Genomic DNA, 25322 nt, shown 5'->3' with positions numbered 1-25322 from the left:
GCAAATGATAACGTGCGCCTCAAACGCATGGGCCACAGTCCAGATGCAGCCCCTGCCTGCCCCCTCGGGAATCGGGAGACATGAATCAGAACCACAGGGCCCCTGGGCTCGACGTTTTGCGTGGCCTGGCCATCGCCATGGTGTTGCTGTATCACGGCAGTTGCGTGCTGACCGACCCGCAGATTGCAGCCTTGCCGCCACCCGCTGAGGCCTTGCTGCTGGTCTTCAAGCAATGCTGGAGTGGCGTTCACCTCTTCTTTGTGCTGTCGGGGTTTCTGATCACCGGCATCCTGCTGGACACGCAGAGCCAACCCGGCGCATTGGGCCACTTCTACGTGCGCCGAGCGGCCCGCATCCTGCCAGCCTACCTGCTGATGGTGGGGTTGTTGTGGCTGACCGGAACTGTGACCACACCCTATGTGCTGGTGTGCCTGCTCTTCTTGTGCAACATGCCTGGCCTGTTGGCACAGCAAAGCGAGTACGGCCCATTCTGGTCGCTGTCGGTCGAAGAGCAGTTCTACCTGGTCTGGCCCTGGGTGCTGCGCCTGTGTCGGCCGGAATGGCGATCGGCGATGTGCTTGGCCATGATCCTGGGCATGCCACTATGGAAATGGGCCCTTCTGGCATGGGCACCCCCAGCCTTCCAGGACATCAGTTACAAAACGTGGGTGTTGGCAGACTTCTTTGCGGCCGGTGCCCTGGTGGCGGTGTGGCACCGTCAGGGCCACTCATTGAGTGGGGTGGGCAGGGTCTTGCTGATGGCTGGGGCCTTGGGCCTTGCATGGCAGATGGCCTGGGCTTCCAATCTGTCCTCTTCATGGGCACAGGTGCTGCGCCTGAGCCCCTGGCTGCTGCTGTTCTGCGGGGCTTTGTGTGTGATGCTGACAGCCAAGGCACCGCGATCTGGCACCTTGTCGGCCGGGTTGGCTTGGCTTTCACACATCAGCTTCGGGGTCTATCTCGTGCATCAGTGGGTGTACGACCGGCTGGCACCCTGGGTTTCCCTGGTGGAGCCTCAAGCCTCACCGATCGACAGGTTCTTGTGGATCACTGGGGTGGGCACGTTGTTGTCTGTCGGCATCGCCTGGTGCTCGCGCCACACGCTCGAGCAGTGGTTCCTGACCCAGGCGACCCGACCTCACAGAGGGTGAGTCACCACCCGGAAATCCGGGTCGTCGGCACAAGGTTTGACCGAAAAACCCAGGCTGCGCATCAGCCGCAACATGCCGTCGTTGTTGGTCAGCACCAGGCCCACGATCTCGCTGAGACCGCGCTCGCGGGCCACCCCCATGATGCTTTCCATCAGGCGTGAGCCCAGCCCTTGACCGCTGAAGGCGTCCGACACCACCAGCGAAAACTCGCAACTGGTCTGGTCGGGGTTGGTGATGTAGCGCGACACGCCGATGATGCGTTCGCGGTCGACCATCTCGCCTTCCGGTGTTTCGATGCGTTCCTTGTAGACGGCCACCAGGGCCATCTCGCGGTCGTAGTCGATCAGGGTGAGCTTGGCCAGCATCGACGCGGGCAGCTCGCTCATGTGCGACACGAAACGGAAGTAACGGCTTTCCGGGCTGAGGCTTTGCACCAAGGCCTGCAGCATCTGGGCGTCTTCGGTGTGGATGGGGCGGATCGTGTATTCGCCGCCACCCCGCAAAGGCCACACCTGCTCAAGCCGTGCCGGGTAGGGCAGGATGGGCAGGTGGCTGTAGGCCCCTGAGCGGCCACCCACCGCCTGCGGGCCGGTGCCCACCACGATGCGGGCGTCCACGGCCACAGCCCCTTGCTCGTCGATGATGATGGGGTTGATGTCGAGCTCACGCAGCTGGGGCAGCTCGCACACCATTTCCGACACGCGCAGCAGCACCCGCTCCAGCGCGCTCAGATCGGCCGGTGGCAGCCCACGCCATTCGGCCAGGGTGCTGGCCACGCGCGAGCGCTCGATCAGGCGGTGTGCCAGGTACTGGTTCAGCGGCGGCAGCTCCATGGCGCGGTCGTCGATCAGCTCGATCATGGTGCCGCCGGCGCCGAACGTGACCACGGGGCCCAGCACGTCGTCGGTGACCACGCCGATGCAGATCTCGCGGCCCGAGCGGGTGCGGGCCATCTGCTGCACGGTCACGCCCTGGATGCGGGCGTCGGGGCGCAGGCGTTTCACGCGTTCGATCAAGGCCTGGTAGGCGTCGCGCACGGCCGCCCCGTTGTCGATGTTGAGCACCACGCCCTGCACGTCGGATTTGTGCGAAATGTCGGGCGAGTCGATCTTGAGCGCCACCGGAAAGCCCAGCTGCGTGGCGATCATCATGGCCTCGTGCGCGCTGCGTGCCACGATGGTTTCGGTGATGGGGATGTGGAAGGCCGACAGCAGGGTCTTCGACTCCATCTCGGTGAGCGTCTTGCGGCGCTCGGCCAGCACGCCTTCGATGACCAGCCGTGCGCCTTCGATGTCGGGTTGGGCCAGCGCCGACAGGGGCGGTGGGGTTTGCTGCAGCAGGGTCTGGTTCTGGTAGAAGGTGCTGAGGTTGCCGAAAGCCCCCACGGCCGATTCGGGCGTGCGGAAGGTCGGGATGTTGGCGTCGTTCAGCAGGCGCCTCGCAGGGCCCACGGTCTCGTCGCCCATCCAGCAGGTCAGCAGCGGTTTGGACAGGTTGGCCTTGCAATCGGCCACGGCTTGGGCGCAGCCTTCAGCGTCGGCCCCGGGCTTGGGTGAATGGATCACCAGCAGGCCGTCGATGGCCGGGTCGCGGTTGGCGGCGTCGATCGCGGCGCGGTACTGCGCGGGGCTGGCGTCTTCCGACAGGTCGATCAGCTCACTGAGCGAGGCCAACGGGGGCAGCACCGACTGCAGGGCAGCGGCCATGTCGGGCGACAACTGCCCCAGGGTCAGATCAATCTCGTGGGCCCAGTCGGCAGCCAGCACGCCGGGCCCGCCTCCGTTGGTGACGATGCCCAGGCGCTTGCCTCGTGGGCGCAGGCGGGTGGCCAGGCACTTCGCGGCCGAGAACATCTCGTCGAACGACTTCACGCGCACGGCACCTGCGCGCCGCAAGGCGGCGTCGAAGGCGTCGTCGTTGCCCACCAGGTGCCCGGTGTGGGTGAGGGCGGCGGCCCGCCCGGCGGCACGGCGACCGGCCTTGAGCACGATCACGGGCTTGGCGTTGGCGGCCGAGCGCAGGGCGCTCATGAAGCGACGCGCGTCGTCGATGCCCTCCATGTGCACCAGGATGCTTTGCGTGTGCGGGTCGTTGGCCAGGAAGTCGAGCGCCTCGGCCAGGCCCACGGGTGAGCGTGGGCTGAGTGACACCACCGAGGAAAAGGCCACCGCATTGCGTGCGGCCCAGTCCAGCATGGCGGCCGTGAGCGAGCCCGATTGAGACACCAGCGCCAGAGGGCCAGCTTGGGCCAGGGGACCCAGCACACTGGCGTTCAGGCCCAGGGCCGGGCGTTGCAGCCCCAGGGTGTTGGGCCCCAGCAGGTAGAGGCCCTCACGCCGAGCCTGCTTGTGCCAAACGGAGGCCTGCTCGGCCGTGATGCCGGTGCACAGCACCATGGCCGCCTTGCAGGCCATGCGGGCCGTCAGTTCAAGCGCGGCCGGCACTTCGGCCGGTGGCAGGGCGATCAAGGCCAGGTCGGCCTGAATCTCCATCAGGTCGGCCAGGGTGCCACTGGTCTGGGTGTGCAGGAACTGCAGCGAGCCCTGGAAGCGCTGTGCTTTCAGCGCTTCGAGCAGGGTGATGGCCTGCGGGGTGGCAGCGTGCTCGGCATCGGAGCCACCGGCCATGACCACGAGCGAGCGTGGGGCGAACAGCGGCGCAAGGTAGTGCGTGTCCATGCGTCGCAGTGTAGGCAGCTGGCTGCAGTGCCGCAATGCGCCGGCTCAAAGGCCTTGCTTTTCCGGCGATTGCGTCACAGCCCGCTGCAAGGGCCACCACATGTCAGTCGGCCTGCAGTGCCTGCGCGATCAACGGCCACAGGGCCTGGTGCGAGGGCCGGAACCAGTCGATGTGCCCGATGGCCCTCAACCCATGGTCGGCCGGCTGGATGCGGTGTGCCTGCTTCGGTGCGCCAGGGAAGGTGCGCAGCAGGTCGGCCACGGTGCCTTCGTTGGCGATGTCGTCGTCACTGGCGTGCAGCACGGTGATGGGGGTGCGCACCTCGGCGTGGAAGTCACGCTCGGGCTGGCCCTTGACAGCATTGGTGGCGTAACCGCCGCGGCTGCACCACTGCCCCCACTGACGGGCCACCTGGGCCGGCAGGTCTTCGCCCAGGCCGATGCGGGAGGTCAGGGCGTAGCCCTTGAATCGGATGCTCAGGGGCACGAACATCTGCAGGCCGAAAACGGCCTGTGCCCGGAAGGCCGGTCGCATGCGCCTGAACCAGCCGGTGGAGCACGCCACCCCCACCAGGCGCTTGATGTGCGCGTGGTTGGGCATCAGCCCGATCATCTGCCCACCGGCGCTGTGGCCCAGCAGCAGCACCTGGGGTGCGCCTGTGCGCTGCAGCAGCCAGCCCAGCGCGGCCACCTGGTCCTGCTGCCCCCATTCGGCGAGCGTGGCCTTGCACTGCGCCAGCGAACCCTGGCGCGACAGCCCGATGCCTCGGTAGTCGAACACCAGCAGGTCATGGCCTTGCTGGGCCAGCCAGGTGGCAAAGCGCAGGTAGAAGTGCTGCTTCACGCCTGTGGCCGGGCACAGCAGCACCGGCAGGCGCGAGGCGGGGGCCAGGCCCCCATGGGCGGGCAGGAAATGCCCTTGCAATTCGGTGCCATCGGCACAGCGCAGGGTGACAGCTTCAGGGGCTTGCATGGCAGTGGGTTGACAAGGGGTTCAAGGGGCAGGCCGGTCCAGCTGGCGCACGTGGTCGAGCCAGCGGGCCACGGTGTCGAGTTCCTGGGGTGAAAAGCCTGCGCACAGCCTGGCCTGCACCTTCTGGGTGACCTGGCGCAGCGGGGGCAGCAGCGACTGGCCCAGCGGCGTGAGCCACACCCGCTGGGTGCGACCGTCTTGCGGACAAGGGTGTCGCTGCACCCAGCCCAGGGCTTCGATGCGCTGCACCAGGCCCGACACCGCGGGGGGCTCCAGGTCCAGCGCGCGGGCGATGTCGCCCATGGTGCGCCCGTCGTCCTGGGCCAGCACGAACAGCGCACCCGCCTGCGCAGGCGTGGGCAGCGTGTGGCCCATGGCCTCTGCCGCCACCTGTTGCTGGTGCGCGATCCATTGCTGCAGATGCCGTTGAGCGCTGTTGAGCAGGTGGATGAAGCGATGGGATGCTTTTTTGCTTTGCATGCGAATTAAATACTTCGTATGCGAAATATAAGCGCAAATGAAAGCCCCTGCAAGCAGGGGCCTGGCGGTGCGCTGGGTGGCTCACTCGCCCAGGGCTTCGCGTCGGTACAGGCGAGGCAGGAAGTAGGGCAGCATCTGGAACTCGCGCAGCGCATGGTTGCCCAGGTCTTCGAAGAAGGTACTGTTGATCACCCGGGCCAGTGCCGTGTTCTTGAAGGTGCTGCGCAGGATCACGCCATCGCCGGTGGGGTTGGGCTTCCACTGGTGCACCAGCTGGTTGTCGGGCAGCAGGCCATCGAGCAGCGTGGGATTGGCCAGGGCGTAGAAATAGCCCGGGTCATCCAGCGGCACAGGTGGGGCCTTGACGGCCGGATCAGCACCCGTGATGTTCAGCGTCATCAGGGTCTTGCCGATGTTTTCCTTGACCTTCTGCACGGCCCCGATGTCGTAGCGCATGTCGGGGGTGGTGGGAGGCACGCTCCATTCGAACGACACGTGGTCGATGGGTTGCCACAGTTTGTAGCGCTCGGTGTTGCCGATGTGATCCCACCACCACGACAGCATGTCGGGTGTGATGCCCTTGATCTCCTGGGTCACGTTCAGGGTGACGTTGAGCTGCTTGTCGACCTTGCCGATGGTGTAGAAGCCGCGGCCCTTGAGTACGCCATTGAAGTAGCGCTGATCCAGTGCGCCCATGACCGAGGCCTTCAGGCCCGACAAGGTCTTGCCCAGGTGCGCCACATAAGGCGCGGCCAGGGCCGGCGCGCTGCCCAACACCGTGATGCTGGCGCTGGTGTCGGTGAACTGCTTGCCCTGGGCCTTGTACTGCACCAGCACCGTGAAAGCCTGGCCCCCGTCGATGCTGACCTGCTGGGCCACAAAGCTGTAAGGCTTGCTGCCCAGGAAGTTGTCAGAGGCCACATGCGTGCGCACCAGCACCGGATCGAGGTAGGTGATGTCGACCTGGCGGTTCTGCCCTTGCAGCAGCACGGTCTGGCGCTGTCGGGCCCCGGCCGAATAGCCCAGATGCTGCGGGCTGGCCGGGCGTTGCAGCCATTCGAAAGCGAGCACTTCGCTGTTGGCGGCTTTCAGCAAGGCAGCATCGATGTTGTCCCACCACCAGCTGAGTGCTTCGGGGCGCACACCGGCCAGTGGGACAGTCAAGGCCGAAGTCGTGGTCTGCGCGTGCGCACTCGAGCCCAGCGGGCCGGGCAGGGTGGCAGTGAGCAGCAGGCTGCCCAGGGCGGTGGCACAGGCCAGCAAGGGCGTGCGCCAGGCGAAGGTGTGAGCGGTCATGACGGCCATGAGGGTCTCCTTTGGTGTGCGGCGAATGCTACTCTACAAATGTAGAGCTTAGCAAGTGGGGCTTCAGGAAGGGCATGCCTTGGGCACAATCGGGCCATGGACACCGACCGCAAGACACTGATCGCCGATGCCGCCTTGCACCTGCTGGGCATGGGGGGCGCCAAAGGCCTGACCCACCGCGCGGTGGACGCTCAGGCTGGCTTGCCGAACGGATCCACCTCGTTTTATTGCCGAACCCGGCTGGAGCTGCTGAAGCTGGCGGTGGAGCGTCATGCGGCACTGGACATGGCCGATCTGAAGGCCGACGGTCGGCAATGGTCGGCGAAAGACGCCAGCCTGGAAGGCTTCCTGCAGACGGTGGCCACACGGGTGGTGGCCTGGGCCCAGGCTGATCGGAGGGCACATCTGCGCGCCCGCTTCGAACTGATCCTGATCTCAGCGGCTGAGCCTGAGCTGGCCTGCACCTTGCATCAGTTGCGCCAGGGTTTTGTGGTAGCCACGGTGGCCGCTCTGAAACGCGCGGGGGTCGATGCCCCACAGCGCCGTGCCGCCTGGGTGGTGATGGCGGTGGACGGCCTTCTGATGAGCACGCTCAACGAGCCAGATCAGTCCCTGGATCGCCAAGCCTGCCTGGACATGCTGCGGGCGCTGATGCGGTGAGCTGCTTCGGGCGCGATGTCCGGCTGGGCGCTTGCGCCACTTGATGCCTGCCGTTGTTCTTGGCGACATACAGCGCCTCATCGGCCCATTTCACCAGTGCCTGTCGATCCCGATGAAACTCGGGCCATGTGGAGGCGCAGCCGATGCTGAGGCTCACGCGCGCACCCTGCTCCAGCCCTGGATGAGGCAGTGCCAGGTCATCGATCTTCTGCAAGCATTGCTGCGCCACATGAAGCGCACCCTCTGCATCGGTGTTCGGCAGCAAGGCCACGAACTCTTCGCCGCCATAGCGTGCGACGCAGTCTCCTGGTCGGCGAATGGTTTCCGACAAGGCCGTGGCCACGGTCAGCAGGCATCGGTCACCTGCTGGATGACCGGCGTGGTCGTTGTACTGTTTGAAATGGTCGATGTCGATCATCAGCACGGACAGCGGCGTGGCCTGCCGCATGGCCCGTACCCATTCCTGGTGCAGCTGCTCTTCGAAGGCACGGCGGTTACGAAGCAAAGTCAGCGGATCACGCAGCGCCTGAACCTCCAGCACGCGGTTGATCTGTTTCATGCGTGCGTTCTGTTGGCTCAGGGTGACCGCCAGCATGAAGGTCACGCGTCGGCGCTCGTCGCGCACGGCGCTGCAGATCACCAGGATCGTGCACACCGACGCATAACTCACGAGGAATGCCCAGTAGGCATTGGATGCAGTCGACACTGCGGTTGGCATGAAAGCCATCCCCCCGCCGATGGCCGCCAGCACCGTGGCCCGCACGCGCAGTTGAAGCACGTACAGGCCGATCAGGCAGGTGATCACCGTGATTTGGATGGCAAACACCAGATGCCCTGGGTCTGCGGCATCAACGGCCAGGTTGCAGGAGATTTGCAGGAACACCGTGATGGCGAACACCGCGGGCACCCAACGGTTCCAGTGCACTTGCGCGACCGGGCGGAAGGAAAAAGCCAGTGCGCCCATGTTCAGGACCGTGGTCGACAGCGCCGACATCAGCACCGGTTGATAGGCCGTCCCAAAGGGATGCGTCAGGGTGCCAAAAGCCATGAGATTGAGCGAGGCAATGACCAGGCAGAAAAGAAACCACCATCGGTGGATCAGCTCACGGACTTCGCCGATGCAGTAGATGCGGTACAGCGGCAACAACGAGGTCGGGACCCTGAGCAGTCGCAGCGACGACAGACTGAGGGCGGCAGGCTCTTGGACGGTCTCCCACGTCATTCACACTCCTTGATTGGCCTTTGTGTGTATGACAAATGCTTTGACAGACATCTGCATTAGGGCTAACCCGTCGCGGTTTTCAGTTTGTCAGGTTCGCGTCGATTGAGGATTGTCGGGACTCGGCCTGTTCGCGCCACGCGCTGGGGCCCAGACCCGTCCAGGCCTTGAAGGCCCGTGTGAAGGCGCTGCACTCCGAGTAGCCCAGCAATTCGCCAGCCCGTGCCACGGACAAGGCCGGGTTGCCCAGCAACCGGATGGCTTCGTCACGCAAGGTGTCGGCCATCAAGGTGCGAAAGCCCAGCCCCTGCGCTTTCAGGCGCCGCTCCAGTGCGCGAGGGGAGCACTTCAGGGCGGCAGCCACCGCAGGCAGGGTGGGCAAGCCCTGCCGTGCCAGATGCACCACCACCGGCCGGATGCGCGCGCTCAGGTCCTCGGCCTGGCCCAGCGTGGCCAGTGCAGGCGCCAGCTGGTGACTCATGAGGGCCTGCAAGCGCGCGTCGGCCTGGCGCAATGGCTGGTCCAGGTCGGCCAATGGCAGCACGATGCGGGTCTCGGCCTGGGCCCAGCGCACAGGGCACTGGAAGAAGGCCTGGTGAGGGCCTGCATCGGTGGGCGGCGGGTTCACGAAATCGACCGACAACAGCCTGGGGGGCTGCTGGCACAGCCGACGCCCCAGCGACACGATGCCCGCCACGCCAGCTTCGTCGAACAGCGGCCCGGGGCGGCCATGGGCCACGCCCCAGCACAGCATGAAGCGGTCGCCGCTGACCCGTGCTTCGATGGGGTTGAGGTCATGCAGCAGGCGGTGGTATTGCTGCACCTGCAGCAGGGCATCACCCAGTCGGGCACTGGCTTGCAGCAGGTAGCCCAGCGCGCCCAGCTGGTGCACCTGCATCGATTGCCCCAGCTGCAGCCCCAGGTGTTCGTCCTGCAGGCGCAAGGCCGCCCGTGTCAGCAGCCGGCAGAAGCGCTCGACCGGCAAGCGCCCCAAGGGCTCTTGCTCGAGGGGCCACAAGTCGGCGTCGATCAGGGGGCTGGCGGGCAGGCCACGGGCGTGAAGGTGTTCGGCCAGCACCACCAGGAGGGCCCGTGGCAATGTGCCGTGCACGGTGTCTCGCTGCACCAGCCGCATCAGGGCGGCGGTGCTCAGGCTGGTGCGGCCAGGCCACCGTGCAGCGGCGGCGCCGGGCTGTGAAGTGTCTGAAGCATTCCAGGCTGGCATGAGAAATTGTCAAGTTCATGGCAGAAACTGTCAACAGGTGTGCAACCTCCACGCGATAAGGTGCTGGCCTGACCAAGGAGTTCCCATGCGCAGTTCCACCTTCGTGCCCAGCGTGTTCATCACGGGGGCAGCCGCCGGCATCGGGCGGGCCACCGCTTTGCGCTTTGCGCGGGAAGGCTGGTGCGTGGGGCTGGCCGATGTGGACACCCCGGGCCTGGCCGAGCTGGTGCAATGCCTGCTCGCACAGCCAGGCGTCGAGCCTGGGCGCGTGTGGTCCTGCCGCCTGGATGTCACCGATGCCCAGGCCTGGCAGCAGGCCCTGGATGCCTTCTGCGCCCACACCCAGGGCCGGCTTGACCTGCTGTTCAACAACGCCGGCATCTCGGCCACCGCGCCCTTTGAGGAGACCCCGGCCGGCCGGCACCTTGCCGTGATCGACGTGAACGTCAAGGGTGTGGTGCTGGGCTGTCATGCGGCCCATCGCCACCTGCGCCAGACACCAGGCAGCCGTGTGATCAACATGTGCTCGGCCTCGGCCCTGCACGGTCAGCCCATGTTGAGCAGTTATTCGGCCACCAAGGCGGCCGTGCGCAGCCTGACCGAGGCGCTCGACATCGAGTGGCGAGCGCAGGGCATCCGGGTGTTCGATGTGCTGCCCCTTTTCGTGGACACGGCCATGGTGCGTGAGGACGTGGCCCGCATGCAGACCGTGCGCACCCTGGGTGTGCGGCTCAGCGCAGACGATGTGGCCGATCGGGTCTGGCGCCTGGCGTCCTCACCGCAATCGGCCACCACCGTGCATGTGACGGTGGGCTGGCAGACCGCCTTGTTCGCCTGGGCGGCGCGCTTGTCGCCTGGATTTGTCAACCGGTGGGTCACGGCCCGCATGGCGGGGTATTGAAATGGGACCTGTGCTGGTCACCGGCGGCGCCGGCTTCCTGGGACGACACCTGGTGCAGGCCTTGCTGGCAAGGGGCGTGGCCCCTGTGCATGTGCTGGCCTTGCCCCATGAGGCCACTCCGCACCAATGGGGGTCTGACGTGCGCGTGTTCCGTGGCGACATCACGATCGCGGCCGATGTGGAGGCGGCTGGACAAGGCTGTCAGGTGATCTTTCACCTGGCGGCGCTGGTGGGTGATGGTGCGTCGTACGCCGAGCACGAGCGTGTGACGGTGGGGGGTACGGCCCGTGTGATCGAGCTGGCCCGTCGCCAGCAGGCCCGGCTGGTGCTGACCACCAGCATCTGCGCTTATGGCGATGCCATCCAGCGAGGGCCTTGCCCGGAAGGCACGCCCCCTGGTCGGCACCAGGGGCCTTACAGCCGCGCCAAGCAGATGCAGGAGCAACTGGCCTGGCGCTTTCAGGCCGAAGGTGGCGAGGTGGTGGTGGTGCGCCCGGCCAACATCATCGGGCCAGGGTGTGGGCCCTGGGTGACCGACGCTTGCCAGGCGCTGCGGCAAGGCATGCCGGCCCTGATCGGTGGCGGCCGGGTGCGTGCCGGCCTCACGGTGGTGGACAACGTGGCCGATTTCCTGTGCCTGGCGGCCACATCGGCCGAGGCGGTGGGGCGGGCATTCAACATCGAAGACGACTTGCCTCACACCTGGGCCGACCACTTCCATGACCTGGCCCGGTTGCTGGGCGCGCCGGCGCCGCGCTCGGTGCCTCGGTGGCTGGCGTACCTTGGCGCCGATCTCACCGAAGGTGTGTGGCGCCGTTGCCGGCCTGGCCGTCGCCCGCCGGTCACACGCGAAGCGCTGAACCTGATTGCCTGGCCCAACGAGTTCCCGACCGGTGCGGCGCGCGCCTTGGGCTGGCGTCCGCGTGTGGGGCATGCACAGGCCCTGGAGGCGATCGCCCAGGACATTCGCCAACGGGGGCTCTGAGGGGCTCAGGCTGCGTCGGGGCCGTCGAGCTGGATGCGCATCAGTGCCGCCAGTTGCGGTGCGTGGGCCCACTCCATGGGACCACCCAGCAGCCCCAGGGCCAGGCGCAGCATGGTCGATCGGGTGCGTTGCCATGCCGCATCGGAGGCGCCTTCGGGCCCGAAGTGGTAACAGTAGCCCAGGTACTCCACACCGATCACGAAGGTTGCGATCTGAAGGGGGTCGAAGGGGGGGCGCCCCAGCACCACCATGGTGGCATTCAGCTCGGCTTCCAGTGCCTGCAGCACGCGTTGACGGTGTGCGGCGGCGGGCGAGTGCACATCGTGGATCTCTGCGAAGATGGCCTTGAGCAGCGGGCCTTGACGGGCACCCCAGTCGCGCCAGGCCAGCAGCCCCGCTTCCACCTTGTCCATGGGCAGGGCGGCCTTGCGGATGGCGGTCACCACGTCGTGGATCAGCGCATCGTTGGCTTCCTTGAGCACGCGGTCGATCACCGCATCGGCGTTGGGGAAATAGCGGTAAAACGTGGGGCGGGAGAGCCCGCAGGCCTGCAGGATCAGTTCGACCGACACCCCGTGGTAACCGTGTTCGCCAAACACCTGCGCCGCAGCCTGCTGGATCTGCAGTCGAATGGCTTCGGTTTCTGCGGCCGACCGTGGTGGGCGCCCGCGTCCGCGCTTGGGCGCGGGCTCGGCTGGGTGTGGCACATGAGGCATGTGGCAATTATCGGGGCAGTGCCCTGTGCCGCATCACCTGCGGGCACGCGGTTTGATATTCGTGATGAATGTGTACGATAATTATCGATTCCAGTCCTGACGGGAGAGCCTGTGCCGGTTGATCACACTTGCTTGCCGCCACCATCGCTGTGCATCACGGTGATCGGTGGGGGACTGATCGGCGCCTCCTGGGCCGCTTTGTTCCTGGCCCACGGACACCAGGTGGTCGTGCACGATGTGGCACCTGATGTGGAGTTGCGTGTCCGCCAGGTGCTGCGACAGGTGCAGCCCAGCCTTGAGGCCCTGGGTCTCTCGCTGGACCCGGAAACGCCGCGCTTGCGCGTGGAGCCCACGCTGGCATCGGCCGTTCGTCTGGCCGACTGGGTGCAGGAATGCGGGCCAGAGCGTCTGGGTTTCAAGCAACAGCTGTGGGCCGAGGTGGAGTCGCTGTGCCGTGCCGATGCGGTGCTGGCCTCGTCCAGTTCCGGCATCACGGCCAGCATGCAGGCCACGCGCATGCGCACCCCGGAGCGCATGCTGATTGCCCATCCGTTCAATCCGCCGCACCTGATCCCGCTGGTGGAGCTGGTGCCTGGCAAGCGCACGGCGCCCGACATCTTGCAGCGCGCCCGCGTGTTCTACGAGAGCCTGGGCAAACGGGTGGTGGTGCTTCGCAAGGAGATCCCGGGTTTTGTCGCCAACCGCATTCAGGCGGCCGTGATCCGCGAAAGCGTGTCGCTGGTGCGCCAGGGTGTGGTGTCGGCCGAAGACCTCGATGTGGCCGTGACCCAGTCGCTGGGCCCGCGCTGGGCTGTGGGTGGGCCTTTCCTGTCGGCCCACCTGGGCGGTGGGCCCGGCGGCATCCAGGGTTTTTTCCGGCAGTTCGCTGGTGGCTTGCAGTTGCTGTGGCTGCACATGCGCTTGCGTCCGGTGCTGCTGACCCGAGGTGCTCGCGAAGCGCTGGCCGACGAGGTGCTGCACAGCTATGGGCGTGACAGCATCGAGGTGCTGTCGGCCCGACGCGATGCACAGCAAAATGCCGTGTTGCGGGCCTTGCGGCCTGCCGCCGAGCCTTCGTCCAAGTTGTCGTCTGAGGAGTCCCCATGAGTTCGTCTTCTGCCGTGGTGCTGATCACCGGTTGTGGCTCCGGCATCGGCCAGGCCCTGGCCCGCGCCTTCCATGCCCGCGGCCTGCAGGTGTGTGCCACCGCGCGCCGCCTGGACACCCTGGCGCCGCTCAAGGCCGAGGGGCTGATCACGCGAGCGCTCGATGTGACCGACCCGGCCGCGGTTCAGGCGCTGCTGGTGCAACTGCAGGCCGAAGGTCTGCACGTGGACACGCTGGTGAACAACGCCGGCTATGGCGCCATGGGCCCCATGCTGGACATTCCGGCCAGCGAGTGGCAACGCCAGTTCGACGTGAACCTGTTTGCACCCATGGCCCTGGCTCGCGCCGTGCTGCCCGGCATGATCGCGCGCAGGCAGGGCCTGGTGGTCAACATCAGCAGCGTGTCGGGTGTGATGACCACGCCGTTTGCCGGCCCTTACTGCGCCAGCAAGGCGGCCTTCAATGCGGCCTCTGACGCCTTGCGCATGGAGGTCGGGCCTTTCGGTGTGAAGGTCGTGACCGTGCAACCGGGCGGCATCCAGTCGTCGTTCGGGCAGAACGCCACCAGCCAGGTGCACCTGGCGCCCGACTCACCCTTCCAGGAGGTCAAGGCCGGGGTGCTGGCGCGTGCCAACGAAAGCCAGAGCCAGGCCATGCCGGCCGACACCTTTGCGCGCCTGCTGGTCGAGCGGCTGCTGGCCGCCGATGTGCCGCCCATCATCCGCCTGGGCGAGAAGAGCCGCCTGCTGCCTTTCCTCAAGCAATGGGTGCCGGTGCGCACCCTCGACCGCATCCTGCAGAAGAAGTTTCAGCTGGACCGGGTCAAGCGCTGAGCGCCGACGAACCGCCACGGCGCACGGGCCCGACCTGGGCTTCGATGCGCTGGCGGAGCGTGGGCAGCAGCCCGAGCATGAACAGCGCTTCGGTGACCACGAACAGCGGGCCGATGATCAGGCCGATCAGGTCGTCGACAAAGGCCGGCTTGCGGCCCTCCCAGTAGTGGCCCACGAACTGGAACACCCAGCCCACGAAGAACAGCCCCAGGCCCCAGCCCAGCCATGCCCCGGTGGGCAGCACCGTCAGCTGGTGGCCCACCTGCAGGGCCGCGGCCAGCAGCAGGCTCATCAACAGCCCCAGGCGCAGGTCCAGCCGCAGGTAGTACGCCGCGCTGGCCAGTGCGCACAGCAGGGCCGGGCTCAGGGCCAGGGTGTGGGTGCTGCCGGGCATGGCCACGGCCACCCAGGGGCGTGACAGCAGGGTCACCACGGCCAGCACGATCATGGGGATGCCCACGAAATGCGTGGCGATGTTGCGGGCGTCGCGGTGGTAGGCGGCGTAGTTGGCCAGCTGGTCGTGCAGGGACTTCATGGAGGGCTCCAGACGCAAGGTGGTGCGGCTGCAGGGCAGCGCGATGGCATGATCCTCCCCTGATCTGCATGATGCGGGTGTCAGCCACCCGACACAAGACCCGCCCTGCCCCTGAGGGACATCCCTGATGAACGGTGACGTGACGAATGTCTGGCCTGGCCCGAAAGCCGATGCCTGGTGGGCCTCGCTGCCGCCCGGCTTGCGGCAGGCCTTGCAGGCCATGGCGGTGCCGCGCAGCCTGTCGGCCGGGCAGCGCCTGTTCGCCCGCGGTGATGCGCCCGACGGCCTGTACCTGGTGTGCCGCGGCGCGGTGCGCATCACGGGCATTTCGCATGACGGTGACGAGGTGCTGCTGGCCCTGCTGGAGCCACCCCACTGGTTCGGCGAGATCGCCCTGTTCGACCACGAACCCCGCACACACGATGCCTGGGCCGAAACCGATGCCCTGCTGATGCAGATCCCACAAGGCCCTTTGGTGGCCCTGTTGCAGGCCGAGCCTGCGCACTGGCCGCACCTGGGTCGGCTGCTGACGCGCAAGCTGCGCGAGCTGTTCCGCGGGCTGGAAGAGACAGCCCTGCTGTCGGCGACAGCCCGTGTGGCGCGCCGCCTGGCCGTCATGGCCACAGGGCATGGTGCATTGGCCGGGCAGAGCCACCGTGTGGTGCAGGTGTCGCAGGAGCAGCTGGGGCTGATGCTGGCCCTGACGCGGCAGACCGTCAACCAGTCGCTCAAGACGCTGGAGGCCGAGGGGTTGATCCGCCGTTTGCGGGGTGGGGTCGAGATCCTGGACCTGCAGGGCCTGTCGCGACCGGATCGTCGCTGACAGGGCCACTGCGCTGGCTCCATGCGCCTTGCATGGGCATGCGGCACACTCGGCCCATGAGCCACACCGCCACAGCCTCTTCGCCGGATGGGTCCGCATCGGCCGACCTCCACACCCTGCAGCTGCAGATCGGCGGCATGACCTGCACCGCTTGCGTGGCCCGTGTGGAGAAGGCGCTCAAGAAGGTGCCCGGGGTGCAGAGTGCTTCGGTGAACCCGGCCACCGAGCGGGCCCAGGTGCAGGCCACTGCGGGGGTGAGTTTCGCCACCCTGGCCGCGGCCGTGGTCAAGGCCGGCTACGAAGCGCGCGTGGTGCCGGATGAGCTCGGTGCCGATGCGGCCGATGCGGCCGGTTCGGCCGCGACACCGGGCCCCGGCTGGCCCGAATGGGCTCCCGTGCTGGCCAGCGCCTTGCTGACCCTGCCCATGGTGGGGCCCATGCTGCTGTGGCCTCTGGGCCTGCACTGGATGCCTTCGCCGTGGTGGCAGTTCGTGCTGGCCACGCCGGTGCTGCTGGGCTTCGGGCTGCGGTTTCATGTGGCGGGCTTCAAGGCGCTGCGCAACGGCAGCGGCAACATGGACCTGCTGGTGTCGCTGGGCACCTTGGCCGCCTACGGGCTGTCGCTGTGGCTGTGGTGGCGGCACGGGCAGGCGCAGCAGGCAGGGCACCCGGGCCATGGCGCCCATGGGGGAGCGCTCCACCTGTACTTCGAGGCCTCGGCCTCGGTGATCACGCTGGTGCTGCTGGGCAAGTGGCTGGAGGCCCGAGCCCGGCGTCAGACCACCGACGCCATCCGTGCGCTGCAGGCCTTGCGCCCGGGGCTGGCCCGCGTGCGCGTGGGCACCGGTGCCGCTGCGCAGGAACTGGAGGTGCCGGTGGCCCAGGTGGCCGTGGGCGATGTGGTGGTGGTGCGCCCCGGTGAGCGCCTGCCGGTCGATGGCCGCGTGCTGGAGGGCCGCAGCCACGTCGATGAGTCCCTGATCACCGGCGAGAGCCTGCCGGTGCTGCGCGAGGTGGGCGCCCATGTCACGGGCGGCGCCATCAACGGCGAGGGCGTGCTGGTGGTGCGCACCGATTCCGTGGGGGCCGAGACCACGCTGGCGCGCATCATCCGCATGGTCGAGAACGCACAGATGGCCAAGGCACCCATCCAGCGCCTGGTCGATCAGGTCAGCGCCGTGTTCGTGCCGGTGGTGCTGGGTGTGGCCGTGCTGACCGGCCTGGCCTGGGCCTGGCAGGGTGCCGGGCTGGAGGCCGCGCTCATCCATGCCGTCACGGTCATGGTGATCGCGTGCCCCTGTGCGCTGGGCCTGGCCACGCCCACCGCCATCATGGTGGGCACCGGGGCGGCCGCCCGCCAGGGCATCCTCATCAAGGACGTGGCGGCGCTGGAGCAGGCCCACCGCGTGACCACGGTGGCCTTCGACAAGACCGGCACCCTCACGGTGGGCCAGCCGGCGGTGGTGCATCTGGCGGCCGCGGCCGGCCATGACGAGGGCGAGGTGCTGCAGGCCGCAGCTGCCTTGCAGCAGCACAGCGACCACCCGTTGGCCCGGGCCGTGCGCACCCGTGCCCAGGCGCAGCACACCGAGGTGCCGCCGCTGGACGACGGGCAGGCCGTGCCAGGGCGAGGCGTGCAGGGCCTGGCCACGGTGCAGGGTCAACGCGCCTGGTGGGGCCTGGGCAGTGCCCGCTGGCTGCGCGAACTGCAGGCCGAGCCGGGCCCGCTGGCCGCCCTGGCCGAGGCGTGGCAGGCCGAGGGCTGCAGCGTGTCGTGGCTGGTGCGCCGCACGGGCCAGCCAGGCGCCAGTGACAGCGCCATGTCCAGCGCGCCGCCCGAGGTGATCGGTCTGCTGGCCTTTGGTGATGCACTCAAGCCTGAAGCCGCCGACGCCGTGGCCCGTCTCAAGGCACTGGGCCTGCGCACCGTGATGCTCACGGGTGACAACCGGGGCAGTGGCCTGGCCGTGGGCCGCCAGCTGGGGCTGGACGAGGTGCAGGCCGAGCTGCTGCCCGGTGACAAGGCCGATGTCATCACCGCCTTGCGGCAACAGGGGCAGGTGGTGGCCATGGTGGGTGACGGCCTGAACGATGCCCCCAGCCTGGTGGCCGCCGACGTGGGCCTGAGCATGTCCACCGGCACCGACGTGGCCATGGAGGCCGCCGGCATCACCCTGATGCGTGGCGATGTGCGCCTGGTGGCCGATGCCATCGACATCTCGCGGCGCACGCACCAGAAGATCAGGCAAGGCCTGTTCTGGGCCTTTGCCTACAACGTGCTGGGCATTCCATTGGCCGCACTCGGCATGCTGAGCCCGGTCATGGCCGGTGCGGCCATGGCCTTCAGCAGTGTCAGCGTGGTCAGCAATGCGTTGCTGCTGCGGCGCTGGAAAGGCAGCGGCCCTCGCTGAGCCGCCGCCCGCCCATCAGTTCAGCGCCTGGCGGGGCACCACCGGCAGCACGATGCTGGAGGGGCGCAGCACGTCGCTGTAGATCGTGCTGACATTGCCGTCGGCCTGGGTCTGGCGGTCGAGCGTCCACACGCCCTGCGCCTGGTTGCTGGCGCTGATGGCCACGCGCAGCTTCTGGCCAGCCTTGACCAGTGCGGCGGTGGGGAACACTTCCACGGGCACCAGCACGGGCTGGCCGGCCTGCAGCGGTTGCGACGAGGCGGCCGTGAAGGGGTGCCAGGGCTGGATCATCACGCCCTGCACCTGGCGCGAACGGCTGGCATCGACCGCGCGATAGGCCGCCGACATCAGCCCATGCGTGATCGTGCGGGCCTTGCCGGTGGCGTCCACCACGTCCACACGCACCGACAGGGCCGCCTGCGAGCGGGTGGCCGACATCCACACATCGGCCTGGATGGGGCCATTGAGGTAGAGGTCTTGCGCGAGGGGCTCGGTCTCGTACACCACGGCCTGCTGTGCGGCCTCCACGGTGCGGCTGTCGGTGTAGCAGGGCTTGCTGCCCAGCAGGCTGGCCATGCCCAGGGTCCACTGCACGTGGCTGTTCGAGCAGTCGCTGCCGTCGTTGATCTCGACCTTGCCGCTCCACAAATTGCCCAGCTGGCTGCGAGACACCTTGGGCGCGGCGGGTTCAGGGATGGCGTGGTTGGCCTCCATGCCCTGTGGCGCCTGCGTGCTGAGGCGGTGGTCGGCGCGCAGGTACCAGCGCTGCGGGCTCATTTGCGGGTGCGGCCAGTCGGCTGCGGTGGCAAAGCGCGGGCTGCTGTCCGTGCCGTAGCCGTCGACAAATTGCGTGACGCGCGGCATGGCCTTCACGCCGGTGTCGATGCCCTTGAGGTACTGGTCGAACCACTGCAGCAGCAGGGCCGATGAGCCTGGTGCACCGCCTTGCGCCGTGGTGTCCTTCTGCGCATTGAGCACCGCCTGCAGGTGGGCGCCCGGCACGATCAGCAGCTTGGTGTCCACCCGGTTCTTGAGCTGTTCGTACAGCAGGGGCTCGTCGCGCTGGAAGATGTCGAGGTTCGAGCCCACGATGAAGGTGGGCGCCTTGATCTGGGCGGCCACTTCCAGCGGGGAGCGCACCGACCAGAAGGTGCCGTCGTCGGTGGCAATGCCCACCTGGCCTTGCGTGCCGGCGTCCCAGGTGGGGTTGTAGAAGCGGTCGATGGCCGCTTCGTGGTCGCGCGTGGCCGCGTTGATGGTGCTGGCGTACCAGGGGTGCAGCAAGGCGGCCGGTCCGTTCTGCACCGACAGGGCTTGCGTGAGGGTGAGCCACTTGCCCAGGAACAGGGGGTTGAGCAGGCCGCCCGTGCCCACCGTGCCGCGGAAGGGGTCGCCCATGGGCACCTCGGCAAACACGGCCTGCACGGCCGGGTGGCCCTTGCTGGCGGTGAGCAGCGAGGTGATGCCCAGGTACGAGGTGCCGGCCAGGCCCACCTTGCCGTTGTACCAGGGCTGGCGGGTCACCCAGTCGAGCGCTTCCTGGTAGGCCGCCTGCTCTTCTTCGCCGATCAGGGCGGTCACGCCACCGGTCATGCCGGTGCCCCACACGTCCACGGCCACCGAGATGTAGCCGCGCTGGATCATGAACTTGTCCAGGCCACCGATCAGCAAGGTGGTGTCCTTGCTGGCCACATTGCCCAGAATCTGCCCCACGTCGATGCGGTAGGCGGTCTGGGTGAGGATGGCGGGGAACTTGCCCTTGACCGGGCGGCCCAGCCAGTCGGCCGGCACCGACACGCGCACGGCCATCTTCTTGCCCGACTTGAGCGTGATGAATTCCAGGGGCAGGGAGACGGCGTTCGGGTGGTTCTCGGCGCGGCTGTAGGCCGTCCAGCGCTGCTGGGCCGTGGGCGCCAGCGCCGGGTTGGGCTGGCTCAGGCTGTTGCGGGTGCCCAGCGTGGTGGTCTGGGCCAGGGCGGCCGTGCCCCAGGACAGCAGGGTGGCGGCGCAGGCCATGCTCAGGCCCGAGGCGAGAAACCGGAATCGTTTCATGTCGTCTCCTCTTGTTGGAAACGGTAATGATCTCTACTTAATTCGGGTGTCGCACATTGGGTCAGACCCTTGGCAGGAGGCGTCATGTGTTGTATCGATCATCGTTGACCGTGGGGTGGTTGTGCGTGCTTCGGGTGCGTGATCGTGCCCGCCGCTGAGGCGCCTGCCGACGCCGCTCGCATGGCCTTGTCCCCTGAGGTCGTGGCGGCCTTGGGAAGCGCGTAGAGTGCACGGCATGACACACGAGATGCTTCCTGTGGAAAGCCCCCCCGAGCCAGCGCCGCCCGAGGGCTTGGCTGGGCGCTTGCTGGCCGAATGGACGCGCCTGTACACACCGGGCCGGGCGCTGGTGCTGAGCTTCGGGCGCGAGGTGCCCTGGAGCGATGTGGCCCTGGTGTGGGCGGCCGCTCAAGACGAATGGCACTGGCCTGCAGCGGCCATCGCGATCGATGGTCAGCAGGGGTACCAGCTGTGGTGGTCGCTGGAGGCGGCTGTACCGGCCGCGCGCCGTGCCCTGGCCTTGCGCACGCTGTTGCACACCCTGTTGCCCCAGGCCTTGCCGGCCGAGCGCTTGAGGCCGGTGAGCGCAGCTGCTAACGCCTGGCCCGGCCCGGGGACCGTGCCGGCGGCCATTCCGGCCCCGCAGCCCGGCGGTGACGTGTGGTCGGCCTTTGTGGCGCGCGACCTGGCGCCCGTGTTCGAAGGCAGCCCCTGGCTGGACCTGCCACCCAGCCCGGAAGGGCAGGCCGACCTGCTGGCCCGGGTGGCGCGCATCGAGCCTCGGGCCTTCGAGGCCGTGCTGGCCCTTGAGCACGAGCCAGAGCCGCAACCCGGCCTTGGCACCGCAGACCCCGCAGACCCTGGAGAGCCCGCCGTGCACGCCACAACGCCCGCGGCGGCCTGCGCATCGGACACCCAGGCCCGCGATGCCGCGCGGCAGTTCCTGCTGGCGGTGATGAAGGACCCGCAGGTGCCCATGGCGCAGCGCATCGATGCAGCCGCCGTGCTGTACCGGTCGCCTGGCACGCTCGGGGCTGGCCATGGGTGACCCGATGGACGCCCCCATGAGCGGTGTCGGCGCACAGGCCTCTGACTGGCATGTGTACGAACCCCGCCTGGGCCATGGTCTGGCCCATGACCCGTTCAATGCCATCGTCGCCCCGCGACCGATCGGCTGGATCGCCACGCACGACGGGCAGGGGCACCACAACCTGGCGCCCTACAGCTTCTGCAACGCCTTCAACTACGTGCCGCCCATCGTGGGTTTTGCCAGCCTGGGCCGGAAAGACACGCTGCGCAACATCGAGCGCACAGGCGAGTTCGTGTGGAACGTGGTGAGTGAACCGCTGGCCCAGGCCATGAACACCAGCTGCGCGGCCGTGCCGCCCGAGGTGGACGAGTTCGCGCTGGCCAGCCTGGACTGGCTGCCTGCGCGCCATGTGCAGGCGCGGCGTGTGGCGCTCAGCCCTGCGCAGTTCGAGTGCCGGGTCACGCAGATCGTGCCCTTGCAGACCGCCCAGGGTGACACCCTGCCCACCTGGCTGGTGCTGGGCGAGGTGGTGTGCGTGCACCTGCACCGCAGCACCCTGGCCGACGGGCGCTTTCACACGCTGTCGGCCCAGCCCGTGCTGCGGGGCGGCGGTGGGGGTGATTACTTCACCTTGAGCCCGGGCGGCCACTTCCACATGAGCCGGCCCGGCAGCACCTGAGGCCGCCGGATCAGCGCCGGATCAGCGCCGGATCAGCGCCGGATCAGCGCCGGATCAGGGGCACCACCAGCTCGTGCATGCCGTTGGGGTGGGGCTCCGCCGCATAAGGCGGAGCCGGCCACACCCACAGCGAGTCGGGGAACAGCGCCCGCATGGCGTTGATGTCGCAGTGGTAAGGCGGGCCTTCGATGCGGCCTTGCTGCAGGGCCGCCTCGCGTGGTGCCTGCATGAACAGGGCATGCAGCGTGCCGCCGGGTCGCAGCCAGCGGTGCAACTGTGCCGCGTAGGCCACCCAGTGGTCGGGGTGCAGGGCGCACAGGCAGGTCTGCTCGTGCACCGCGTCGTAGGGCCTGGCCGGCTGGTGCGTGAGCACATCGGCCCGCTCGATCCGCGCGTGGGCGGGGGTGCTGCCCAGTGCCTGGGCCAGATTGTCCTGGGCTTCAGCCACAGCGGCGGGCGTGTAGTCCAGCCCCGTCACATCCAGGCCGGCATGGGCCAGCGCCACCACTTCCCAGCCCCGGCCGCAGCCCGGCACCGCCACCCGCGAGCCTGCTGGCAACCCCTGCGCGATCCAGGCCAGCAGACGGGGGTGAGGGCCGCCACGGTCCCAGCCGGTCTGGCCGGTTTCGAAGCGTGCTTGCCAGAAGTCGATGGTGGGGCCGGCCATGGTGGGTGCAGAAAGATGCAGACCCCGTATCCTAGTCCGGACCGCTGGGCTCTCCATCATGGTGCGCACCCACGGATCGGCAGGGCGTGTGTGGGGTTCGGCGCACAATGGCGGCCATGAGCGCCGAGCCCCACACCCCCGCCGACATCGTCTACCTGAACCCCGAGCCACGTTACTCGGACGCGGCCATCCACGGCCCCACCGTGTACCTGGCGGGACAGGTGCCTACCGACCCCGAGGCCGACATGGCCACGCAGACCCGTCAGGTGCTCGAACAGATCGATGCCCTGCTGCTGCGCGCGGGCAGCCACCGAGGCCGCATCCTCATGGCCCAGTGCATCGTGCGCGACATCGCCGACGTGCCCGCCATGAACGCCGTGTGGGAGGCCTGGTTCGCGGGCGTCACGGCACCGCCGCGTGCCACCTTCCAGGCCCCTCTGGTCAACCCGGCCTGGCGCATCGAGGTGATCGTCACCGCCGCTCGCACCGTGCCCTGATCCTGCGACAATCTCGCCCCATGAACGACACCACCCGCCCCGAACTGCCCGATCACCTGTCGATCGACCCGCGCAACGCTGCCTACAACGCCGCCGTGTTTCAGCATGACATCGGCATCAAGTTCAATGGCAAGGAACGTTTCGACGTCGAGGAATACTGCGTCAGCGAAGGCTGGATCAAGGTGCCGGCCGGCAAGACGCTCGATCGCAAGGGCCGTGCCCTGCTGATCAAGCTCAAGGGCCAGGTCGAAGCCTTCTACAAGTGAGGCTGGCATGAGCATCGTCGTGTACTGGCTGTGCGAGGGGCGCCCCCATGTGCAGCCCTTTGACGATGCCCAGCTGAAAGAGGCGCTGGCCTTTGCCGAGGCGCGTCGCAAAGACCGCGATGCTCAGGGGCTGGCCGCCAATGCACACGTGACCATCAGCACCGAGCTGGGCCATTGCGTGAGCAAGCCCGGGGTCAGCAGCGAGCTGCCGGCCGATTACAGCTGGTCGAAGCAGCACCGCGGCGGCCCCCCAGGCCCCGAGGGCCCCAAGACCCTGGCCTGAGCCGTGTCAGGCCAGAGCCGGGTAGGTGAAGGCCAGGAAGTGCAGGGCATTGAGCGCAAAGTGCACCAGCACCGCGGCCTCGAGGCTGCCTCCGGTGCGGTGAAAGGCCCAGGCACAGCCCAGCCCGGCCAGCGTGGCCAGCACCACCTGCTGGACGCCACCGGCCGCGTGGGCCAGACCGAACAGCAGGGCCCCGCACAGGCCGGGCAACGCCTGCCACAGGCCGTGGGTGCCTGCGGGCCCGTGCCTTTGCTGCACCCGGGTCAGTGCGCGCTGCAGGCTTGACTGCAGCCAGCCCCGGAAGAAGGCTTCTTCGGCCACACAGGTGATGAACAGGTTCACCACCAGGAACACCCAGCTTGCATGCGGGGCCTGCGGCGGCATGGGCCACAGGCCCTCCCAGCCTTCCCATTGCACCCGCCCCATGGCCCAGGCCAGGCCGATCACTGCGGTGCAGGTCAGCACCACCGGGGCCAGCGTGCCGCGCAGGCCCGCCCGCAGTGCCTGACGGTCTCGCCAGCCCAGGCCCACCAGCGCCAGCAGCATCCAGCCCGCCAGGGCCTTGTCCAGGCTGGCGTACAGGGTGAAGGGCGTGGCCCCCTCGCGCACCAGCACCTGGTCCAGCAAGCGGGGGTTGTGAAAACCGGGCAGCAGGTGCAGCGCCAGTGCCAGGCACGTCAGCGCGGCGGTCAACCTCACCAGCCCGTGCGCCGGCCAGTCATGGGCGGTCCACAGGCGGGCGGCCAGCACGGTGCTGCCCACCAGCACGGCGGACAGCACCCCACGCAGGTCCATCAGCCCGACATGCCAGGCCACTGCCATCGACAAGGCCAAGACGAGCGTGGCGGCGCGCGCATGCCGCCACAGCAGACACAAGGCGGCCACGTGCAGGGACAGCACCAGAAGGGTCGGGTTCAGGGAATCGGGCATGGCCGCAAGCCTACACACAAGCAGGGCCTGCGATACACTGCGCCTTCTTCGTTGTGCCCCGCGTGAGTGCCATGTCGGTCGACCCCTTCCCCCCCGGGTGGGTTCCTGCCGATCTGACCATGAGCCCGCCGCATCGCGCCGATTCACTTGCCCCTGGGTCATTCAGCCCGGGCGGGCAGTCTCTGCGGGCACCCCATGCCAGGTTACCTGACCACTCAGGCCCCGATCACCATCGAGGGCGCGGCCGATCTCATCATCCGTTCGTTGCTGGACCGGCAGCAGTTTGCCGACACCGACGGGCAAGCCGAAGCCGTGGGGGTGTCCAGCGCCACCTGGCCTCTGTTCGGGATGTTGTGGCCTTCCGCCCTGCAACTGGCCGCCTGGATGGCGCGCCGTCCGCTGGTGGCAGGCGAGCGCATCCTCGAGGTCGGTTGTGGTCTGGGGCTGGCCAGTCTGGTGTCGCACCGGCGAGGCGCTGATGTCACAGCCTCCGACTGCCACCCGCTGGTGCCGGAGTTCCTGTCGGTCAATCTGGGCCTCAACGGCCTGATGCCCTTGCCCTATCGCCACGGCAACTGGGCTTTGCGCTCTGACGCCGATGTCCCCGGTCTGTCGCCATCGGTGCAGGGAGAATTCGATCTGATCATGGGCAGCGACGTGCTCTACGAGCGCGACGAAGACGGCGCCTTGTCTCACTTCATCGTGCGCCATGCCGCGCCGCAAGCCCAGGTGCTGATCGTGGACCCGAATCGTGGCAACCGTGCCGCGTTCAGCCGACGCATGGCCGCCGCCGGGTTCACCCTTGACGAAACCGACCTCAGCCAGCCTGCGACAGAGGCGACGCAGGGCCAGGCCTACCGGGGCCGCTTGCTGCGCTATGCACGCGGGGCTGTGAGCAGCACCTGCTGACGCTTGG

At 67.9% G+C, this 25322-nt stretch carries 25 protein-coding genes; 14 read left to right on the top strand and 11 right to left on the bottom strand.

Annotated elements, in window-relative coordinates:
• The first annotated feature begins 80 nt into the window (after window positions 1–80).
• Window positions 81–1151, top strand: coding sequence for an acyltransferase family protein (locus tag EYS42_RS07930; RefSeq protein WP_130967572.1), 1071 nt, complete (start codon window positions 81–83; stop codon window positions 1149–1151).
• Here EYS42_RS07930 and EYS42_RS07925 read toward each other — a convergent pair.
• The 4 genes from EYS42_RS07925 to EYS42_RS07910 form a co-directional block, all read right to left on the bottom strand.
• Window positions 1139–3829, bottom strand: a complete 2691-nt coding sequence (locus tag EYS42_RS07925; RefSeq protein ID WP_130967570.1) for a bifunctional acetate--CoA ligase family protein/GNAT family N-acetyltransferase — start codon at window positions 3827–3829, stop codon at window positions 1139–1141. The two genes, EYS42_RS07930 and EYS42_RS07925, sit on opposite strands and share 13 nt — an antisense overlap.
• 103 nt (window positions 3830–3932) lie before the next feature.
• Window positions 3933–4802: an alpha/beta hydrolase family protein gene (locus EYS42_RS07920; RefSeq protein ID WP_130967569.1), complete on the bottom strand. Its 870-nt coding sequence runs from the start codon at window positions 4800–4802 to the stop codon at window positions 3933–3935.
• 21 nt (window positions 4803–4823) lie between these two features.
• Complete coding sequence (locus EYS42_RS07915) at window positions 4824–5282, bottom strand: MarR family winged helix-turn-helix transcriptional regulator (RefSeq protein ID WP_130967567.1); 459 nt, start codon at window positions 5280–5282, stop codon at window positions 4824–4826.
• 81 nt (window positions 5283–5363) lie between these two features.
• Window positions 5364–6587, bottom strand: a complete 1224-nt coding sequence (locus EYS42_RS07910) for a DAPG hydrolase family protein (RefSeq protein ID WP_130967565.1) — start codon at window positions 6585–6587, stop codon at window positions 5364–5366.
• Window positions 6588–6683: 96 nt separating this feature from the next.
• Between EYS42_RS07910 and EYS42_RS07905 the strand changes: the two genes are divergently transcribed.
• On the top strand, window positions 6684–7247 hold the full coding sequence (locus EYS42_RS07905; protein WP_130967564.1) for a TetR/AcrR family transcriptional regulator: 564 nt from the start codon (window positions 6684–6686) through the stop codon (window positions 7245–7247).
• Here the strand turns inward: EYS42_RS07905 and EYS42_RS07900 are convergent.
• On the bottom strand, window positions 7180–8469 hold the full coding sequence (locus EYS42_RS07900; RefSeq protein ID WP_130967562.1) for a GGDEF domain-containing protein: 1290 nt from the start codon (window positions 8467–8469) through the stop codon (window positions 7180–7182). The two genes, EYS42_RS07905 and EYS42_RS07900, sit on opposite strands and share 68 nt — an antisense overlap.
• Window positions 8470–8548: 79 nt before the next feature.
• On the bottom strand, window positions 8549–9691 hold the full coding sequence (locus tag EYS42_RS07895; RefSeq protein ID WP_130967560.1) for an AraC family transcriptional regulator: 1143 nt from the start codon (window positions 9689–9691) through the stop codon (window positions 8549–8551).
• A gap of 85 nt (window positions 9692–9776) precedes the next feature.
• Here EYS42_RS07895 and EYS42_RS07890 point away from each other — a divergent pair, with 85 nt between their 5' ends.
• Window positions 9777–10592 carry an SDR family oxidoreductase gene (locus EYS42_RS07890; protein WP_130967558.1) on the top strand — a complete coding sequence of 272 codons (816 nt, stop codon included), beginning with the start codon at window positions 9777–9779 and terminating at the stop codon, window positions 10590–10592.
• A 1-nt stretch (window position 10593) separates the two neighbouring features.
• Entirely contained in the window at window positions 10594–11577 is a 984-nt protein-coding gene (locus EYS42_RS07885; protein ID WP_130967557.1) for an NAD-dependent epimerase/dehydratase family protein, read from the top strand.
• A 5-nt stretch (window positions 11578–11582) separates the two neighbouring features.
• Here the strand turns inward: EYS42_RS07885 and EYS42_RS07880 are convergent, their stop codons facing one another.
• Entirely contained in the window at window positions 11583–12293 is a 711-nt protein-coding gene (locus EYS42_RS07880; protein WP_130967555.1) for a TetR/AcrR family transcriptional regulator, read from the bottom strand.
• A gap of 132 nt (window positions 12294–12425) precedes the next feature.
• On the opposite strand from EYS42_RS07880, the gene EYS42_RS07875 reads away from it, so the two are divergent.
• Together EYS42_RS07875 and EYS42_RS07870 are read left to right on the top strand one after the other, a co-directional pair.
• Window positions 12426–13400 (top strand): 3-hydroxyacyl-CoA dehydrogenase NAD-binding domain-containing protein, encoded by a 975-nt coding sequence (locus tag EYS42_RS07875; protein WP_207301133.1) that lies wholly within the window; start codon window positions 12426–12428, stop codon window positions 13398–13400.
• Window positions 13397–14233: an SDR family oxidoreductase gene (locus EYS42_RS07870; RefSeq protein WP_130967554.1), complete on the top strand. Its 837-nt coding sequence runs from the start codon at window positions 13397–13399 to the stop codon at window positions 14231–14233. Before EYS42_RS07875 ends, EYS42_RS07870 begins: the two co-directional genes overlap by 4 nt.
• Here EYS42_RS07870 and EYS42_RS07865 read toward each other — a convergent pair.
• On the bottom strand, window positions 14223–14768 hold the full coding sequence (locus EYS42_RS07865) for an Mpo1 family 2-hydroxy fatty acid dioxygenase (RefSeq protein ID WP_130967552.1): 546 nt from the start codon (window positions 14766–14768) through the stop codon (window positions 14223–14225). The genes EYS42_RS07870 and EYS42_RS07865 overlap by 11 nt on opposite strands.
• A 127-nt stretch (window positions 14769–14895) precedes the next feature.
• Here EYS42_RS07865 and EYS42_RS07860 point away from each other — a divergent pair, with 127 nt between their 5' ends.
• Both EYS42_RS07860 and EYS42_RS07855 read left to right on the top strand, forming a co-directional pair.
• Window positions 14896–15591, top strand: coding sequence for a Crp/Fnr family transcriptional regulator (locus EYS42_RS07860; protein WP_130967550.1), 696 nt, complete (start codon window positions 14896–14898; stop codon window positions 15589–15591).
• 56 nt (window positions 15592–15647) lie between these two features.
• Window positions 15648–18002: a heavy metal translocating P-type ATPase gene (locus tag EYS42_RS07855; protein ID WP_245503559.1), complete on the top strand. Its 2355-nt coding sequence runs from the start codon at window positions 15648–15650 to the stop codon at window positions 18000–18002.
• 15 nt (window positions 18003–18017) lie between these two features.
• Here EYS42_RS07855 and EYS42_RS07850 read toward each other — a convergent pair whose 3' ends face one another.
• Entirely contained in the window at window positions 18018–20054 is a 2037-nt protein-coding gene (locus EYS42_RS07850) for a CocE/NonD family hydrolase (RefSeq protein ID WP_130967547.1), read from the bottom strand.
• Between the two features lie 235 nt (window positions 20055–20289).
• Between EYS42_RS07850 and EYS42_RS07845 the strand changes: the two genes are divergently transcribed.
• Both EYS42_RS07845 and EYS42_RS07840 read left to right on the top strand, forming a co-directional pair.
• On the top strand, window positions 20290–21102 hold the full coding sequence (locus EYS42_RS07845; RefSeq protein WP_130967545.1) for a hypothetical protein: 813 nt from the start codon (window positions 20290–20292) through the stop codon (window positions 21100–21102).
• A 16-nt stretch (window positions 21103–21118) separates the two neighbouring features.
• The gene (locus EYS42_RS07840; RefSeq protein ID WP_130967543.1) at window positions 21119–21763 is read left to right on the top strand and encodes a flavin reductase family protein; all 645 of its coding nucleotides are present in this window, start codon (window positions 21119–21121) and stop codon (window positions 21761–21763) included.
• A 43-nt stretch (window positions 21764–21806) separates the two neighbouring features.
• On the opposite strand, the gene EYS42_RS07835 is transcribed toward EYS42_RS07840, so the two are convergent.
• On the bottom strand, window positions 21807–22430 hold the full coding sequence (locus EYS42_RS07835; RefSeq protein WP_130967541.1) for a methyltransferase domain-containing protein: 624 nt from the start codon (window positions 22428–22430) through the stop codon (window positions 21807–21809).
• Between the two features lie 116 nt (window positions 22431–22546).
• Between EYS42_RS07835 and EYS42_RS07830 the strand changes: the two genes are divergently transcribed.
• The 3 genes from EYS42_RS07830 to EYS42_RS07820 are packed head-to-tail and all read left to right on the top strand — an operon-like array spanning window position 22547 to window position 23476.
• Window positions 22547–22927 (top strand): RidA family protein, encoded by a 381-nt coding sequence (locus tag EYS42_RS07830; protein WP_130967540.1) that lies wholly within the window; start codon window positions 22547–22549, stop codon window positions 22925–22927.
• 20 nt (window positions 22928–22947) lie between these two features.
• Window positions 22948–23193, top strand: a complete 246-nt coding sequence (locus tag EYS42_RS07825; protein WP_130967538.1) for a DUF3297 family protein — start codon at window positions 22948–22950, stop codon at window positions 23191–23193.
• Between the two features lie 7 nt (window positions 23194–23200).
• Window positions 23201–23476, top strand: a complete 276-nt coding sequence (locus tag EYS42_RS07820; protein WP_130967536.1) for a hypothetical protein — start codon at window positions 23201–23203, stop codon at window positions 23474–23476.
• A gap of 6 nt (window positions 23477–23482) precedes the next feature.
• Here the strand turns inward: EYS42_RS07820 and EYS42_RS07815 are convergent, their stop codons facing one another.
• The gene (locus EYS42_RS07815) at window positions 23483–24406 is read right to left on the bottom strand and encodes a CPBP family intramembrane glutamic endopeptidase (RefSeq protein ID WP_165456672.1); all 924 of its coding nucleotides are present in this window, start codon (window positions 24404–24406) and stop codon (window positions 23483–23485) included.
• Window positions 24407–24601: 195 nt separating this feature from the next.
• On the opposite strand from EYS42_RS07815, the gene EYS42_RS07810 reads away from it, so the two are divergent.
• Complete coding sequence (locus EYS42_RS07810) at window positions 24602–25315, top strand: class I SAM-dependent methyltransferase (RefSeq protein WP_130967532.1); 714 nt, start codon at window positions 24602–24604, stop codon at window positions 25313–25315.
• Window positions 25316–25322 lie beyond the last annotated feature (7 nt).

It is taken from the genome of Aquabacterium lacunae, assembly GCF_004310865.1.
GTDB classification, from domain to species: Bacteria; Pseudomonadota; Gammaproteobacteria; order Burkholderiales; family Burkholderiaceae_C; genus Aquabacterium; species Aquabacterium lacunae.
The sequence above is the reverse complement of the archived record's forward strand: the minus strand, read 5'-3'. Positions and strand labels throughout refer to the sequence as shown.